This window comes from Chryseolinea sp. H1M3-3 (assembly GCF_029360725.1).
Taxonomy (GTDB): domain Bacteria; phylum Bacteroidota; class Bacteroidia; order Cytophagales; family Cyclobacteriaceae; genus Chryseolinea.
In genome coordinates this window covers 236,896-254,210 of the sequence record NZ_JARKMY010000010.1, presented here as the reverse complement: position 1 = coordinate 254,210, position 17,315 = coordinate 236,896, and the positions used below count along the sequence as shown (strand labels likewise).

Sequence of the window (17,315 nt, the reverse complement as noted above, 5' to 3'; positions counted from 1 at the left end):
CGTTGGTAATTGTCAAAAAAGTGTAGGCTGCACGCTACTATTAATTTTCACTTTGTAGTGTATTTTATTTTTAATTTTTTTGGTTTCCAGGAAGTCCATCTTTTTAAGCTGCGTACTTAGTTTTCTAACAGAGTAGTCCAGCTTAAGTTTTTCTAGAATCTCACTAGCAGTCATAGGCTTACTTCTAACGAGATTCCTGATGGTTTCATCGAATGTGTCCGAAGGTTCGTTCACAACTGTAATCTTTGATGATCCAGAAACCGATTTGGGAGCTACGTAAATTACATTACCTACATCATCGATTGGTATTGCGCCCGATGCAATCAGGAGTTTATTAGCATTTTTTTCACCTGGTTGCGGCATTCGAACAAAGATTTTCCTTCCCTTCTTCAAACCGTCATGAACGCCTTCCCATGTACCTCCTTTCTCTGAGGATTCGGCAACATAAATGTCATTTGCTAGTCCGTAAATAATGGGATTTCGAGCCATTGCCAACGCCGTTTTCCAAGGAGACTTTGGGAAGAATGTACTGAGCACAAGAACATCACCATTAACAATTTGTCTATAGTATTCTTTATAACCGGAGGTAAAGGTCTGAATGCCCTGCGGCAGGACAATTATGCTTTGGCCCTTATACTTTATTGCGGAATCAAGTGCTTGCCTATCCACTCCTTTTGCGAACCCGCTTACAATTACTTTATAGCTTTCAGTAGATTTTTTTGCAATTACATCCGCAAATTTGAGAGCAATTTCAGAAGCATCACGAGACCCAACAATCGCGACGGAATTTTCATGGAGCAGTTTAGTGTTTCCCTTGATATAAAGGAGAGGAGGGGCAAAAGAAGTTTTAAGATTATTTTTCAGCGTTTGCGAATAGACTTTTGACGTAATAGGAATCATTTCAAATCCTTGACTAATTAAAGACTCAGCGAGAAAGGCATAATTCGGCACCTCCAATTTCGCATTTACCAAATCCTTTACATCCTTCGCCTCCAATTCGTATTGTTTCTCCCAAATTCCTTTGGGTAGATTAAAAAACTCTTCGATGGAGATGCCACTATTGTGATAAAATTTTATAATGAGGTTATTAATTTTTTGAGATCCCCATCTGGGCAAATGGCTGAGAGCAATCCAATAAGCAGCATCCTTCATAAATCACCTCCGACGGTTTTTGCAATTACCACAGGAACAATTTTCGCAGCACCCATTTTCGTCAACAATTTACCTACTTCTCGAATGGATTTTCCACTGTCGAATACGTCGTCGATTAGGAGGATAGTTTGGCCAGCTATTGTTTCGGTGCCCTTAAAGGTAAAAGCATCTTTCACGTTTTCTTCCTTTAACAAATTATTCTCGAATACTTTCTGTTCTTGGGTCGTCTTAACCTTGACTAATGAATTCGATATCGGTATTTTAAGGATGCCCGATATTTTAGTAGCAAAGTTTTTTACCAGATCTCCAGATTTCGTTGGGGGCATAAACAAAATTAAATCAAACTTCTGCGATCCGAACGTCTTTCTAATTGCCTGCAATGTAAGCTTAATCAAGAAATCAGGAAAGTCACCGCCCGCCTCATATTTTGATCTATGAATAGCCCTCCCCACATTCGAAACTCCGTAGTAGGAGGCAGCAACACCGTTTACCAAATTGGAATACTTACTTTCCACTTCCAATTCCGGAAAATATTCCTCACGAAATCGCTGAAGTCGTTCCTTCCATTCCGAATCCAATTTAACAACGAGTTTTTCAAGCCCACTGTTATCACAATTATTATATGAACCCTTTTCAACATCACCTAAATACTCACATAAAAAATTCATTCGTGATTTAGTGGTGTGTACGTATTGTAACATGTTATCCAAGTCAGTTTTTTTCCATGCCCTTAATTCTTCGAACGCCTTCGTATTCAAACTTGGAGCATTAACTATGTATTCATATTTCTTACGACCTCCAAATAAAACTTCTCGAATAATACCTTGGTCAATTAGATCAGCTTTAATTACCCGTACTTGAGTCTGCTTCATGTTAGCTTTCTTCATTAACTCTTGCTCTCCAACTAATTCCTGCTTAATTACATTAATTACCTTCTCATACATTGAAACTGGTGGTCTTCCTCCATCGATAAAAGCTTCAGGAAGGGCTTTATCGTCTTCATTGTAAAATAAAATAATTAACGCAGGTTTACCATCTCTGCCGGCCCTTCCAATTTCCTGATAGTAGTGAATAGGAGATTGGGGAACCTGTGTATGAATAATAAATCTGATATCCGACTTATCAATCCCCATTCCCAAAGCATTCGTCGAAACAACACACTTCCATTTGTTCTTCTTTAAACCCTCTTCAATTTCTATTCTGGAATCGGCGTCTAGATCTGCGTTGTACCAAGTTGATGGAATTTTTAAAAATTCTAGCCATTGACTGTATATTTTTGTATTTGCTTTAGTGCCTGTGTAAATAAGGCCGGACCCAGATACGTTCAACAGATTCTGCCCTAGCCAAACCAATTTCTCATCTTCAGATTGAACGTTGAGAACGAACAACTGCAAATTTTCCCTGAGAAGATTCCCTCTAATTACATTAAGGCTTCCGTGAATTTGCGTCGAAATATCGTCTTCAACTTTTTTTGTCGCAGTGGCGGTGGTTGCCAAAATGGGCATGTCCTTCGGCAAAAGATTTACAAGGTTAACTATTCTTCTGAAGGCTGGCCGAAAATCATGGCCCCAGACCGATATGCAGTGTGCCTCATCAATCACAACCATAGAAAGTTTCATTTTCTGGGTTGCCGTGATCCATTCCTCATTTTCCTGTCTTTCAGGCGCGATGTAAAGAATCTTAATTAAATTTTGGGTTGCGTCCTTAATTATCGCTGAATTCTCTTCGGGAGTTTGCTCACTATTGATACATCGTGCTTTAATTCCCAGAGCGTTCAACTTACTAACTTGGTCTCGCATCAAAGCTATTAATGGCGAAAAAATTACCGTTATACCCGAAAATTGAGTAGCTGGGAATTGATAGCAAAGGGATTTACCAAAACCGGTCCGTTCAATTAATAAAACCCTCTCGCCTTTAAACATTCGATCGATTGTATCCCATTGCTCATCGTAGAACTTATCGAGCTTGAAAAGTGCTTGAAGTTTTGCCTCTGCTTGTTGACGATTCATTCAGTTAACGTTGATAAAAAAATAAACAGCTCACTCACTCTTCAGTCAGAGCGGTGGATGGAACAAACGAAAGTTATAATTTATCTTAAAAGAAAAAAACGGAATAGTTCACGAAAACGCACCTACAGTCTCATTCCCCTATCAATCTACTTAGTTCGTAGTCCATCGTGTCGGGTTGGTAGTAGTACTGAAACTTGTACATCTGATCACCTCGCGGGGGGTAGAAATCACGACGATTACCTCATCATGGATAATTGAGAGGCAGGAAATTGCCACAAGTATTTCATCATTTCTTAGGTTCAGTTTTTCTTTTTTCGACTTTCCGGGAGGCTTCCATTTCACGATAACACCTTGAAGCGTGTTCTGGCTAGTAGGACTTGACACATTCCTTGCCGCCTACATAAACGGCGCGAAGTGGTTTATTTATTTGATAATGCTAATGACTGAATCCAGTGCATGTCCGTAAAGCCAGTTTTATTTTTAGAAAGAGAGTTCGCGACCTCCGCGGACGAGGCAGTGAAAAACAAGAGGGACAATAAGATTAAGATTATGCGCATTGCAACGAAGATAAGAAATGTGCTGGTTAGTAATACGAAGAAAACTTTTGTAATCAATGATTTGTAAGTGAACAAGGGCAAGGAGTACTTTACTTGCGTTCGTCGAGCTTCGGGATGTTTCGCGGGCGTGATGATAACGTTGAAGATAGGTTGATACGCGCTCAACAAATCGGATCGAAAGGGGAGGCAGCCATCGAAATCAAAAACACAATCAAGCCAATCCCTTAATCCTTCTCATCGCGGTTCAGACATCTACGCACGTCCTTTTCCTAAACGCGCGTGAGGGATAAATTTTAAAAACCTTATGAAAACGTCAGCTCGATGCATCATGGTTGTATCAAAACCTGAAGCCTATGAAAAAGATTATCCAAATCGCCGTACCAAAACCCTGTCATGAAAAATGGAGTTCGTTTACTAAAACTACCAATGGAGGATTCTGTGGTTCATGCCAGAAGGAGGTGATTGATTTTACATCATGGAGTGATGAGCGGGCACAAGTCTTGCACCACTAGGCCCACGTAGGAAGACTTGCGCCATTTCGCAGCGTTGGGCATTCATGCGAAATTTCACCTACTGTTCACATCACCAATATTCACCGGCAGCTTCCTCACCCTTACTCCCGTCGCTGCAAAAATAGCATTGCCCAACGCAGGCGCTACCGGAGGAAGGCCTGCCTCACCTACGCCACCCGGAGCCTCCTCATTTTCCATAACAAAAACTTCTATTTCGGGCGCCTCGCTTATTCTCATGATCGGATAGTTGTCATAGTTGCTTTGCTGGCATACACCGTTCTTAAAAACAATCCCCGGCTTGATGGCTGCTGTTATCCCCATGATGATGTTTCCTTCCGTCTGCGCTTTCACCGTATCTGCATTGACATACATCCCACAGTCGATCACGGCGACTGCCTTATCAATCTTCACACCCGTCCCGAATTTTGAAACGGTGATGCTACATGCAACGGTAGATCCGAAAGAGTTCACTATAGCTATCCCTCGCCCGCTTCCCTCCGGAAGTTTCTGATCATAGTTCGTCTTCTCAGCAAGTGTATTTAAAACTTTCCGGAAACGTTCATCCTCGATGATCTCCATTCTTGCCTGCAACGGATCTTTCCCTGCCAGATGAGCAAGCTCATCAATAAAGCACTCCTGTCCCCAACCCAGGTTTGAAGCGTTCACAGATCGCCACCACATGATTGGTATTTCAGTCTTCACGTTCGTCCAACTTACTTTATGCGCCTCCTTGAATCGATACTTATTGGTTTGGACACTGGCTTCACCGCCTATCCACGGCTCAGGCTGATCGTCTTCAAGTCCCTGGAACACCTGGCCCAGGATCGACTCACCGATCACATGATGATGATAACCCACGATCTTTCCCTCCTCGACAAACCCTTGCATATGACTCACCATTCCCGGGCGATATGGACCCTGCCGGATATGATCCTCCCGCGTCCAGATTACTTTGACGGGCAATTTGATTTTATTGGACAGGAAACAAGCCTCCTTAATAAAATCCATGTACGCTTTCCTTCCGAAAGATCCGCCCATCAACACAACATGAATTTTTATCTTCACCGTTGGGATACCGAGGTACTTTGAAACTTCCTCCAAGGTCTCGCCCGGACCTTGCAGTGGCGCCCATAGTTCTACGGTGCCATCTGGTTTTACATGTGCGGTAGCGTTCTCGGGTTCTGTCGGCACGTGCGACAAAAACGGTGTTTCATAACTGACGTCTAGCTTTTGCGTTGCTGCATTGAACTTTGCACTGAAGTCGTTTGATTCTTCAAATCGAATCCCCTCAGATTGTGCGGCCTTGTAACAGCGGCCGAAGTATTCTTCGTTGTGAAGTGTTTTATCCAACCCCGAATGATCCCATGTCGCCTTGAGTACATCGCGCCCTTTTTTTGCAGCCCACCAATTGGATGCGATGACCGCCACGGAATCAGTAGTCCGGTAGATCATCGCTCGCTCGCATCGAAGTACATGAAGAACACCAGGGATTTTCTTCGTCTCCGAGTCATCAAAGGAAATGAGCTTCCCGAAAATCATTGGACTATGTAAAATACAGGCGTAAACCATTCCGGGAACCTCGACGTCCAGTCCGTATACAGCTTTGCCCGTTGTTCTCTCGGCGAGATCCGATCGCTTTGTTGTCTTGCCCAGGATTTTGAATTCGTGTTTTTTCTTCAGTATGGGTTCCGTTGGCATATCAAGTTTCGACGCATCTTCTACCAGTTCGCCATACGTGAGACTTGCGTTGGTGTCTTTCCTAAATACTTTTGCATTGGATGCGTAGCAGAGGTCTATCGCAATATTCCACCGGTTAGCCGCGGCCCGGACAAGCATTTCCTTTGTAGCTGCTCCCGCTTTTCTTAAAGGCAGCCAGAGATTTCTGATGGATGTGCTTCCACCGGAAGTCTGTGCGCCGTATTTACGCTTCCCGTCGCTTTGAATAATTTTTACGCTGGCAAGATCAATTTCCAATTCCTCGGCAATCATCGCGGGCACAGATTGAATGGTACCTTGACCCATACACGGTCTGGGGTTGATGATCGTGATGGAGTTGTCCGGCCGGATAAGGATGAACGTGTTGATCTCGATATCAGAAGGGATCGCCTTTGACCTGGACAGATTCTTTGGTTTTGCCTCGGCATCCAGACCGATCAGCAAGCCCAACGTTGCCAGTCCGGAAGTCTTGAGAAAATCGCGGCGTCCTGTTTTAATGGTGGGTACTGACATAAACTATTTTTTAATGGAGGATTGCAGATTGTTTTCAAGTTTGGCAGCCAGATGAATGGCCTTCCTGATGCGATCATATGTTCCGCAGCGGCAAAGGTTTCCGTTCATGGCTGCGTCGATTTCTTCGTCCGAGGGATCGGGACTCTTTTTTAGCAACGCCACCGCCGACATGATCTGTCCTGATTGACAATATCCGCATTGCGGAACCTGTAGTTCGTTCCACGCGCGCTGGATCGCATGCAACGATTTTTCTCCGATACCTTCAATCGTCGTGAATTCCGCATTGGCCGGAACGGCCGATATGCGAAGCTGACACGAGCGCACCGGTTTCCCATTCAGGTGAACCGTGCAGGCGCCACACGTTGCAATACCGCATCCGAACTTGGTGCCTTTTAATCCTACGTAGTCCCTGAGAATCCAGACCAGCGGAACATCCGGGTCCGCTTTCAGATTGTACACCTTCTGGTTTACGTTGATCTTATAGCTTGCCATATTTTAGTCGTTGACGTTATCAATAATCAGCGCACAAAATCTGGAAAGACCAGACAGAATTCTACCGGATATCACTTTAAGAGTGACGGAAGTGTAAATCAGAAAGCGAAAAACAGCACTAAGCGCTCAGGATGTTCTTGCGATAAGCGGAAGGCGTCTGGCCCGTAAACTTTTTGAATGCGGTGTTGAATACCGATAGGCTATTGAACCCAACTTCGTAAGCGATAGCTGCTATCTTTTGATCCTGCCATTCGGGCGACTGAAGCAAGCGTTGCGTTTCCTTGATGCGGTAAGAATTAATGAAGTCGGAGAAGTTTAAACCCCCTTTCCGGTTTATTGCCTCAGAAAGCAGGTTTGGAGAAGCATTCAATATTTTCGCCAGCTTTGGCAAGGTTAAAGATGCATCCTTGAAAACCTTGGATGTCTCCAGGGCATGGATCAATTGCTTGTAACAACTTTCCACCTGGACCGGTCGGTACGATGACCGATGTTGCTCGATATTGCTGGTGAATAACGACGACCGCTTCAAACCCAAAAAACTAAGCAGGAAGACAAGGATTGAAAAAAGTACCGGGCCGGTGATATAAGGAACCAGACCAAAAATATAATTCGCCAGATAACCCATCCAGACCGCGGCGATTCCGCCGATGAGGCTTATTACCCAAACCCTCCTGATGGTGCCAAGCGAGCCAAAATGTTTTACAGCAACGCGAATGCAAAACGGGAGATAGATCAGCATGCATAGCAGCGAGACCGTATAACCCCACTGCCTTATCCAAAATTCATCCGTTAGAACGGTGCTTAACATCAACGCCGCGGCCGCCGGAAGCAAATGAACCCATTCCCATCTCCAATCGAATTGATAATCTTTTCTAAGGAATGCATTCAGGTAAAGCCACAGCAGCGGAAAAATGGCAAGGTTGCAGCCGAACCCGATGTTCATCAACAGATCCGGAATAACATGCCCGCTGGCAAAATAATACCCCACCGACTTAATAATCCGCGCAGCAAACACGACAAGCAGCAGCGCGAGGAAAACATTTGCCAGACTTTTTCCTTTTTTGATCGTGAACAGATAGATGCCGAAGAAGAAACTTTGGAGAGCACCGAAGGTGCTGGTGATTAAGAGGATTTGAAGTTTTATGTCCATACTGCAAGTTGGATAAGGCACATGAAAGTGATTCTCAAGACTGGGGTGCTGTACTAATTTTATATTAATTTTCTTGGAATTCGTTTCTATGGCATGGTAAACAGCAGGGTGTGCTAGTCAGGCTGCAGGGTCTACCTTTCGTATGGTAATGGAAAAGATCATAGCTATCATGTTAGGTCTGAAGCCCGACCTTTCTTTCAAACGCGCAGAAATTATTTTCCAATTCGAATTCAAGTTAACAGTCTTGACCTGAATATCGTGTTCATTATATCTATAATTGAAGGGCGGTTGGAACGAAGAGGCGGAACGGGGTCGTGAAGATGATGGACACGTGGATTCCCGGAAAAGTAAAAGGAAAGCCGGTTACACAGCGGATAGTTATTCCCTTTAGGTTGGGATGAAAGACGAAAGATTTACAGAAACACTGAAATGTAAAACCCTTGATTCAATTCCTTCCATTGAAGAGATCAAGTGTATTCCTCGAGAGAAAAAACTACAATTGATCTTCGGCAAAAACATCACGAGTTATCGAGAGACACTTGGAAATAATTTGAAAGATGCTCTACCAGATTTTCTAGTAGGCATTCATGTGCGAACCAATCATTACCATTTCGAAAGAGGGGAGGCATAAGGGGAGGAAGCCATCGAACTAAAACACAGTCAACCCAATCCCTTAATCCCTTTAATCACAGTTCAGATATCTACCCACGCCCTTTCTTAAACGCGCGCGTGAGGGATAGTGATGGAAAGCGCGATAGCTTTGTCCGTGGCAGGACTTGTATCCGCCAGCGGCGGATCGGAGGTTGAGCTTATTAGGGATTTACACCATCCATAAGAACAATTTTAAAAGCCTTATGGAAAATGTCAGCTCGATGCATCATGGGTGTATCAAAACCTGAAGCCCTATGAAAAGAATTATCCAAATAGCTGTACCAAAACCTTGTCATGAAAAGTGGAGTTCGTTTACCAAAACTACTGATGGAGGGTTTTGTGGTTCCTGCCAGAAGGAAGTCATTGATTTTACATCGTGGAGTGATGAGCGTATTCAATCGTACTTTAGGAATCTAAAGGGTAATACCTGCGGTCGCTTCCGGCAGGATCAATTGAATGTAAATATTTATTGCGAGCCCGGTCGTCCTGAAGCGAGTTGGATCTCTTTTGTGTTTGCTGCCTTCCTCCTATTGTTTAGCTCACGCCAGGTGGCTGCGCAGAATACACCGCAGCAAACAACGGAGCACTATATGACTGATCATCGGAAAGAAATTATTCCGAGGGATCCATCGGCCACTGTGACAATAATAGGAACGGTTACATCCACAGAAGATGGACAAGCGATGCCCGGCGTTAGTGTAATTTTGAAAGGGACATCCATCGAAACCGTCACAGATGCCGTCGGCAAATTTTCACTGGATATGCCGAATAAGGATTCATCACAGTTCATTGTTTTCTCGCTGCAGGGATTTAAAATTAAAGAATATATGCACAACACCATGCGACCAGGGCGCGAGATTGCAGTTGACATGACGCGAAACGAGGTGATGAACGTTCAACATATTTTAGGCGGAACCATTGGAGGAGTTGTAGTGGGTAGGCGGTATGAACCGAAAGTAAGTGCAAGGGATCTGTGGTGGTGGTTGACGGGAAGGTAAGGTGCGAGAAGGTCACGATATTGCGAAATACTACATGTTGCCGATCATCGCCGGCTCGCCAATCTTTTCCAGGTTCCGGGTTAAAATTATCCGACCGTCCGCGTCTAGCAACCCGATGTTTCTTTTTACAAAATTCAAATGCAATTCGCGCGATCGCATATCCCCGCGCTGGTGAAAAGCAACCATTAGATACATAGAGGCACCCACTGCCAGCGGGTTTGGATATTCAAAGTCCATGATCTTGAATAACCACCTCATTCCATTTTTAACATCTCCTTTCTCAATTAACACAGCACCATAGATGACCCAGATGTAGTTGCTTCGGGGTGATTCCTTGAGCGCCAATGAGGCATAGTGAAACGCGACATCGATATCGTTCTTAATAAGGTAAATCGATGCCATGCCGCTGTAGAAATATTCTCTATAACCTTTAAACCTTTGTGTATGAACATCCTTTTCCAGCGCCTGTAGTATGTTCAACGCTTCGTCGATTTCGCCACGCCGAATGTGAATGGAAGCCATGTTTAACAATGAGGTGGTATCACTCGGAAACGTTTCGTGGTATTGCTGGAAAATTGTATAGGCTTTGTCATAGTCACGCCTTTCATAACACTCGACGGCTTCATGAATATCGATCGTCGACGCATGTTTTCTAAATTCTCCTTTAAAATCGAACAACAACTTTAAAAGGATCATTCCATCGGTGGCACCGCGACTCCCATAACTCTTGGTATAAAATGGGATAAGGCTAATGACACCAAACATATTGGTAGCAATGATCGCAGAAGGAATGTCTATTCCAGAGCTGCCCGTTAAAAAATATGGATTAAACCCGAACGACAAATAAACGATGCATGCTACAAGCACATTGAATATTACGCCTCCGGCAACATACGCTCCAAACTTCCACTTTGTAAAATCTTTATTCGCAAAGTCGGCCCAAGCTTGTCCGCCGACTGGGAGAGAATTTATTACCACTCTAACGCCATGCACGTGTGTCCTGAATATCTCGTAACCAATTCCAAGTATCATTCTCTTAGGAATGGCACCACACATTTTGGCTACAAGCAGATGGCCGCATTCATGAATGAGAGTAGCTAATTTGAATAAGAGGACAGTCGAGGCTAAATTGATAACGAAGCCAGAAGTTTTGAAAGCGTCAGGAACTGCTATACGAAGGATGGCAGCCAATAGAATTAATACCCACCAGCAAGGATGATAGAAACGGAAAAATATTTTCATTTTTTGCATAAAGCGTAACGATTGCATTGCTATGCGGCAAGCGGCTAATCGCTAAAGATAAAAAGTGTACTTCTGAAAAAAATTGAATAGTTTATGGAAATGGCACGTAGACTTTATACGACAATAGATATTTGAATATCTTGTTTACTATTCTATTTGAGGTTTAAAAAATAGCATGAAACAATTTCTTGTTGCAGTAATTTTACATTGCGCCCTTCCGCTTGTTGTCAAGCGGGTCGCCAATATTTTAATGAAAAGTAAAATGTATTACCCAAGTGAAAGTTTGATGTAAGATTAAACAGTTGTAAGCAGTGCTTTACTGGCGGTACGTCGAGGCTGGGGATGTTTCGCGGGCGTGATGATAACGTTGAAGATAGGTGATACGCGCTCAACAAATCGGATCGAAAGGGGGGAGGCATAAGGGAGGCAGCCATCGAACTAAAACAACAATTAAGACAATCCTTTAATCTTACAAATCAAGATTAATTTTCAATAATTAATATGGAAAAGATGTGTTTGGTGCATCTCAGGGATATACCATATTTCTATGAAAAAGAATATCGAGATCGCTATCCCAAAGCCCTGTCATGAAAAATGGGGATCGTTTGCCAAAACCTCCAATGGTAGGTTCTGCTCGTCGTGCCAAAAGGAAGTCATTGATTTTACATCGTGGAGTGACGAACGCATTAAATCGTATTTCAAAAACGTGACGGGAAATACTTGTGGTCGCTTCCGGCAGGATCAACTTAAAGTATATACGTTCGACGATTCAAAAAAGCCGTATGGTTGGTTGCCGGTTTTCTTTGCAAGTGGTCTGTTATTGTTTTCTGCCCGCCAAACTCTCGGGCAACAGCGACATGATTTTGCCCATCATCCAACCGAAAGACATGATCAGGCCGACAGCACCGAAAGTGTTATCAGCGTTCCATCGATATTGGAGATCAAGGGTATCGTGACGTCACCGGAAGAAGGCATGTCAATGCCAGGTGTTAATGTGATCCTTAAGGGTACAAACAAGGGTACGGTAACTGATGGTGATGGAAAGTTTTCGATCACGTTGACAAATCCAGGACCGTCTGCTGTCATTAGTTTTTCCTTTATTGGGTTTAAAGATGTAGAGGTACCAGTTTCGACGGTAGTGATGGGACAGCCAGTGTATGTCGAGATGTTGATGGACCAGGAAGCGTTAAACGAAAAGATTGTTGTCGGTGGATGTTATGCAATGAGGTGGTATCATCCGCGGACGTGGTGGTTGAAAATTAAGAGTTTGTTTTAGATGTTAAAGTGGGTGTATCAAATAGGGCAAGTGCCCCTTAAAAAAAGCGGCGCGTTTTCATACTTTTTACGTCGTCGAATGCGGACGATTGGAAATGCATCTGTTCCGCGCCAAAAAATGCGAAGATCGATTTAGATTTTCTGTGGCGCGCGTGTATGTTGATCTTGCATACGGCGGGTTGGAACCCGCCTACCAAAATGTCGTCCGCCACTGGCGGACTATGTGCAGGTAAAGTGGTGTCCGTTTGTAGATGGATGAGTCGGAATAAATGTGGTGAATTGCGATAGCAAGAATCATGAAAATCATTTGATCTTTTCTAATCCCAGTACATCCACACAGAAAGGTTTAATCGTTTGAGCTGACGGCTAACATGGTGTGTAGTGTTTTACTTGTGTACGTCGAGGGTCGGGATGTTTCGCGGGTGTGATGAGAACGTTGAAGATAGAGTGCTATGCGATCAACATCGGAACAATGATGTGAGGCGGTAGCACAAACCGGAAGGAACGACGGCTGTAGTTAGCCTTCGTCATCATCTTCGACCTCCTCTTCTTCTTCTTCGTCCAGCTCTTCCTCGTCAATGAGCACGCGTGTTAAAGTTTTCTCTATCTGTTTTTCATCCTGTCGAAGGTCTTTTCCAATGGTGTAGATGTAATACAGAATCACCAATGAGAATGCAACCGCTTGTATCACCGGCGGGACAATGATTCCTTTTGTCCGAAGAAGATAGAATATTGCAATCGCGAAAACAAGTAAACCTACCGCTCCAAAAATAACGGTGAAATGTATTTTGTGTTTTACCACCACTACCGGTTTCGCGCCACGGATGGTATACTGGCCAGTAACAGATAGGTCAGACGTGTTCTCAGTTCCTTTCGTCCGGAATAATTTGAATGTTTTCTTTTCTTGATTGATTTCTCCGATCCACGGGCGCGGATACATCTCAAAGCTCTTCTCGAAGGCATTGAAGATCCCGAACTTCACTTGGCGCGTATCTATTTTAATTTTTAAGGCTATTTCATCAAAAGACTCTTCGGTCCAGTATTCATTTGTTTTGATGGTCATAGGGAAAATTTAGGTTCGATATATACGAATTGGTGATTGGAAAGTAACTCGTTTAAACACTGTTTGATTTAGGCTGAGGTCTGTCTGTTTTTAGCTGAAGCACTTGCTTTAGTGTACAGGGTGAGCAGAGCGCCACTAGCGTGCGTCGATGTTCGGGATGTTTCGCGGGCGTGATGAGTAAGTTGAAAAATAGGGCGGCATGTGCTCAACAAATCGGATCGAAAGTGGGGCACCTTCGAAGGGGAGGGGCGCGTCCTAATTAACATTCAGGTAGTACTTCTACTAATTCCCAAAATACTCCATCATCGGCTTCTTCCATTTTGCATCCAGCATGAACAGCACATCTTCTTTTGACTTTTCCATGATTTGGTGGGCGGTGTCTTTTAGTTCTTGTTCGTCGTAGTCGTTGGTTTTGTCGGTGGCGGAGAAATCGGCGGTGAGGTTTTGGAAGACCTCGGGGGAAGCCAATACATGGCTCAGGTTTTTGAAGGCCGTGACGAAAATGGATTTCATCCGGGTGTTCATGCGGTCGAGGAAGTAGCCGTGGTAGAGCCACATCGCGGATTGTAATAGTGGATTGTTGTCAACGGATTCGATGACTTCGCGAAGCTGACTTAAGAAGGTAGTGTACTTGAAAAATCCCCAGATGCTTTTTATCTCGTCGGTCTTGCGTTTCGTGGTGAATGCTTTGTTCAACTTCTCGTACGATGACAAAATCTCAATCACATCGTCGAGACCAATATCGCCGTACTTCACGTAGTCGAGCATCGCCAGAAATACTTCGAGGTCTTCATCTTCATCGAGAAGTCGGCTGAGAGCGATAAAAACATTTAGCGGACTGATGTTGGAATCGGGCTCGATGTTGGTAAAATATTTTTTCTCGGTCACATATTGAAGGGTGTAGTCGGTGAGCTTGTACCGGTAATATTTTTCATAGTATGGTTTTACCGAATCATGGGACAGAATTTTTTGGATCTCTGCCGACAGTTCCTCATCCAATGCCGGCGGGACATAACCTGCAAGAATGGCGATCAACAATAGATTGTAGGTCTCGAGCAAGGTGTCGACTTCAAAACGCTGTTGCAGCTCTCTGCCATACACCACCTCCTCTTCGTGGTTGCGTAGTAAATGTGCCAGTTCTTTTTTCTTGTCAGCCTCGATCAATTTCATCAGCGTCTTGTGCCCTTTGGCAGCATCACCTTTGTCGTGAAATTCCGCTTTTAGTGAATGTAGATTTCGTTGCAGGTTTACCATAGCAGTGAACGTTAGAGGATGGATTTGAGAAGGGTGATGGATTCGTGTGCAGCGTCTAAGGGCTTGCATACTTTCATGTGTGAGGTGTTGGTCACCACTTTGGCAGGTTCGTCGCCGAGATATTGATAACTGCGGATCACCTTATCACCCATTGCCGAGACCACGAGTTTCGCTTTCGTGAAATTTCCTTTTCCTTTATCCTGCAGTTTTTGAGTTTCTGTTTTCACGGCGTTCCAGATGGTATTGGAATTGTCGGCATCGAGGTCGATCAGGATCGGAAATCTAAATTTGGCGATCACGCCGATTAGGCTGTAGAGTCCAGGGAGAGCAGCCATCGCCAGCGGAACAATATTGGCACCGTTGTGCGCAGGCGCAAACAAAGCCATCTCGGTTTTATCTACCCACTTCTTTTTCGCGGTAAAGGCGAGTAGTTGTGCCTGTCGCACGAGCACGGCACCGAGCGAATGCGCCACTAACAAAATTCGTTTGTATGTACGTTCGGGTAAGTTTTGTTCGCGTGGCAAGATGTTGTTTTTCAAGGGCGACTGGCAAAGGTCAAGGAAGTCGTACAACATCGCGGCATGATCTCCTGCCTGCCCTTTCAAAGTTTCGTAGCCATAAAAAATGACGTCGGCGTGTTTGAACTTTTCTTCGAGGAGAACGAGGGAAGGGAAGTTTGTCCATGTCCCGAGGGCATTGCCTCCGAAGCCATGTACAAAAACAACCAGGACATCGGGTGGATCGTAACTGAAAAAGCCCTGACTATTGGAGCCATGCCTGATCGCAATGGAAGTGGTGTGGTTAGTTGCCATGATTGAAACAGGTTATCATAATATAATTATTCCCGTTATAGCGGGGAGCAATAAATTTTGATCGAATAACAAAAATTAAAAAGCCCACCGCTATCTCCTTTTTCAAGGAGCAGTGGATGGGCTTCCCGAAGTTAAACTTTCCATGAAGAAAAAAAAAGATCCTTAGAAATAGGGAAGGGGCGAAGGGAAAGTCCTCCTTGCAATAGCTATTAAAAAATCTTATTCTGAATTTGCCATTATTTCAGTGGCTTGGGAGCGGGCTGGTGGTCTAATCCGAATTATTTTTTCTTTTGTTGGCCAATTTCAAAACCTATTGGTCGTGCTTTCTTTTCCGCGTTTATCAACTGTTGAATGGTATCGAAAATAATTTTGAAACGTTGATCGTACTTTTTCTCAAGCTTCCGTATTCTCGAGGCGAGTTCTTCATGTGACTGCATCATCCTTCGTCATGCGACAAACGTTCTCATAATCGCAATGTTGGTTTCAATAGCGCGTGGACTGTTCAGAATGCCAGAAAGCATGGCTACCCCTTGCTCCGTGAATGCGAATGGAGGGTATCGCTGACCGCCCCAACTTGAGGTCACAATTTGTGACCTCAAGTTGTTGAATTCTTCTTGCGTCAATTCAAACATAAAATCTTCGGGAAATCTACTTTGGTTTCTCCTCACGGACTGAAATGAGGAATGAGGCTTCGAGCCGAAGGCGTGCTTATTAGATCTGCCTGGAGAAACCTGTATACTAAAATCAGAAATCAGAACGTTAAGCCCGACCTTCATCATTCCCTGCTCCCGGCCTACCGGCGGGCAGGCTTGTTCGATATTCGGTGTTCAATTTTTTTTTGAACATCAAACCCGTTACTTAATCGCTCTTAAAAACTTCAGGCTTTCTGGTATTTGTGTCTCACACCTGGAAGATTCGTCTTCGATGAAATAGTGTTTAACGCCGATCTTTCTTGCTTGTCTGATGATGTCTGCAATGCCAACATCACCGGCTCCTAATGTAACATTGGACTCTACATCAGCATGACCATTTTGATTTCCCGGTGTTCCAGGCTTTCTGTCTTTTAAATGCAGTAAGAGAAATCTGTTTGGATATTTTTTTAATAATGCGACTGGATCTTGCCCGGGATGCTTTACCCAAAAAACATCCATCTCAAAGTTGAAATAGTCTGGATTGGTATTTTTTACCATGTAGTCGAATAACGTTCCCCCTTCGTATGGACGGAATTCATATCCATGCGGATGATAGCAAAGGGAAATTCCATTCTCTTTTAGCTTTTTTCCAGCAGCGTTGAAAACTTCAACCGCTTCTTTGGTATTGGTGATATCGAACTTATCGCCATCATGCGGAATCCAGAAGCACACCACATACTTGGCGTTGAATCTTTTGGCTTCATCTATCGCGGCCTGTGGATTGGTCTTCAGCGTCTCATAGTCTGCCCCGACACTTACCATCACCAGCTTGTTATCGGCGAGCATCTTTTTATATTCCTCCAGTGGCAGTCCGTAGGTACCGCCACCTTCGATCTCACGGATGTTCCACTGACTGATTTGTTTCAATGTGCCGGGAACGTCTTTCTTAAATTGTTCGCGCAGGGAATACAATTGCAATCCGTATTCCTGTGCTATAGCATTCTTTTCAAGGAAAAAGAAAAGGATGATGCATGCGTAAAGGATCTTCATAATGAATGAATTTTAATGCTTATTAAAAGTTAGGTGCGATGGGCTATTTTATTTTAGTTGAAATATAATCATTCGTTTTCAATAGTGCTTGTCTTGTCGGTATGGTAGGAGAGGTGTGCGGCTGAGCGGTCTTTTTTTACCGCAGTGAACGCGGAGGAATGCAACGCGGAGAGAATGCACGCAGAGGATGATGCTATGTCATTCTCTCAGCGGGTATTCCGTCAGGTCCTCTGCGGT

At 44.0% G+C, this 17,315-nt stretch carries 14 protein-coding genes; 4 read left to right on the top strand and 10 right to left on the bottom strand.

Annotated elements, in window-relative coordinates:
• Positions 1-12 precede the first annotated feature (12 nt).
• Both P2W71_RS17980 and P2W71_RS17975 read right to left on the bottom strand, forming a co-directional pair.
• Complete coding sequence (locus P2W71_RS17980; protein ID WP_276372699.1) at positions 13-1,152, bottom strand: DNA-processing protein DprA; 1,140 nt, start codon at positions 1,150-1,152, stop codon at positions 13-15.
• The gene (locus P2W71_RS17975) at positions 1,149-3,161 is read right to left on the bottom strand and encodes a RecQ family ATP-dependent DNA helicase (RefSeq protein ID WP_276372698.1); all 2,013 of its coding nucleotides are present in this window, start codon (positions 3,159-3,161) and stop codon (positions 1,149-1,151) included. The genes P2W71_RS17980 and P2W71_RS17975 overlap by 4 nt, the downstream gene beginning before the upstream one ends.
• A 910-nt stretch (positions 3,162-4,071) precedes the next feature.
• Between P2W71_RS17975 and P2W71_RS17970 the strand changes: the two genes are divergently transcribed.
• A complete protein-coding gene (locus P2W71_RS17970) occupies positions 4,072-4,230 on the top strand; it encodes a hypothetical protein (protein WP_276372697.1) in 159 nt (52 codons plus the stop codon).
• A 54-nt stretch (positions 4,231-4,284) separates the two neighbouring features.
• On the opposite strand, the gene P2W71_RS17965 is transcribed toward P2W71_RS17970, so the two are convergent.
• From P2W71_RS17965 to P2W71_RS17955, 3 genes are all read right to left on the bottom strand, one after another.
• Positions 4,285-6,459: a molybdopterin cofactor-binding domain-containing protein gene (locus tag P2W71_RS17965; RefSeq protein WP_276372696.1), complete on the bottom strand. Its 2,175-nt coding sequence runs from the start codon at positions 6,457-6,459 to the stop codon at positions 4,285-4,287.
• 3 nt (positions 6,460-6,462) lie between these two features.
• Positions 6,463-6,951: a (2Fe-2S)-binding protein gene (locus tag P2W71_RS17960; RefSeq protein WP_276372695.1), complete on the bottom strand. Its 489-nt coding sequence runs from the start codon at positions 6,949-6,951 to the stop codon at positions 6,463-6,465.
• 118 nt (positions 6,952-7,069) lie between these two features.
• Positions 7,070-8,101 carry a helix-turn-helix domain-containing protein gene (locus tag P2W71_RS17955; protein ID WP_276372694.1) on the bottom strand — a complete coding sequence of 344 codons (1,032 nt, stop codon included), beginning with the start codon at positions 8,099-8,101 and terminating at the stop codon, positions 7,070-7,072.
• A gap of 397 nt (positions 8,102-8,498) precedes the next feature.
• Here P2W71_RS17955 and P2W71_RS17950 point away from each other — a divergent pair, with 397 nt between their 5' ends.
• Together P2W71_RS17950 and P2W71_RS17945 are read left to right on the top strand one after the other, a co-directional pair.
• Positions 8,499-8,732, top strand: coding sequence for a hypothetical protein (locus P2W71_RS17950; protein WP_276372693.1), 234 nt, complete (start codon positions 8,499-8,501; stop codon positions 8,730-8,732).
• A gap of 274 nt (positions 8,733-9,006) precedes the next feature.
• Positions 9,007-9,750: a carboxypeptidase-like regulatory domain-containing protein gene (locus P2W71_RS17945; RefSeq protein ID WP_276372692.1), complete on the top strand. Its 744-nt coding sequence runs from the start codon at positions 9,007-9,009 to the stop codon at positions 9,748-9,750.
• 30 nt (positions 9,751-9,780) lie between these two features.
• On the opposite strand, the gene P2W71_RS17940 is transcribed toward P2W71_RS17945, so the two are convergent.
• Positions 9,781-10,992: a site-2 protease family protein gene (locus P2W71_RS17940; RefSeq protein ID WP_276372691.1), complete on the bottom strand. Its 1,212-nt coding sequence runs from the start codon at positions 10,990-10,992 to the stop codon at positions 9,781-9,783.
• A 547-nt stretch (positions 10,993-11,539) separates the two neighbouring features.
• Here P2W71_RS17940 and P2W71_RS17935 point away from each other — a divergent pair.
• Complete coding sequence (locus P2W71_RS17935; protein WP_276372690.1) at positions 11,540-12,268, top strand: carboxypeptidase-like regulatory domain-containing protein; 729 nt, start codon at positions 11,540-11,542, stop codon at positions 12,266-12,268.
• A gap of 516 nt (positions 12,269-12,784) precedes the next feature.
• Here P2W71_RS17935 and P2W71_RS17930 read toward each other — a convergent pair.
• From P2W71_RS17930 to P2W71_RS17915, 4 genes are all read right to left on the bottom strand, one after another.
• The gene (locus tag P2W71_RS17930) at positions 12,785-13,330 is read right to left on the bottom strand and encodes a hypothetical protein (protein WP_276372689.1); all 546 of its coding nucleotides are present in this window, start codon (positions 13,328-13,330) and stop codon (positions 12,785-12,787) included.
• Positions 13,331-13,612: 282 nt separating this feature from the next.
• Positions 13,613-14,584 carry a hypothetical protein gene (locus P2W71_RS17925; RefSeq protein ID WP_276372688.1) on the bottom strand — a complete coding sequence of 324 codons (972 nt, stop codon included), beginning with the start codon at positions 14,582-14,584 and terminating at the stop codon, positions 13,613-13,615.
• Positions 14,585-14,595: 11 nt separating this feature from the next.
• Positions 14,596-15,396 carry a hypothetical protein gene (locus tag P2W71_RS17920; RefSeq protein ID WP_276372687.1) on the bottom strand — a complete coding sequence of 267 codons (801 nt, stop codon included), beginning with the start codon at positions 15,394-15,396 and terminating at the stop codon, positions 14,596-14,598.
• An 854-nt stretch (positions 15,397-16,250) separates the two neighbouring features.
• Complete coding sequence (locus tag P2W71_RS17915) at positions 16,251-17,078, bottom strand: sugar phosphate isomerase/epimerase (protein WP_276372686.1); 828 nt, start codon at positions 17,076-17,078, stop codon at positions 16,251-16,253.
• Positions 17,079-17,315: the final 237 nt, after the last annotated feature.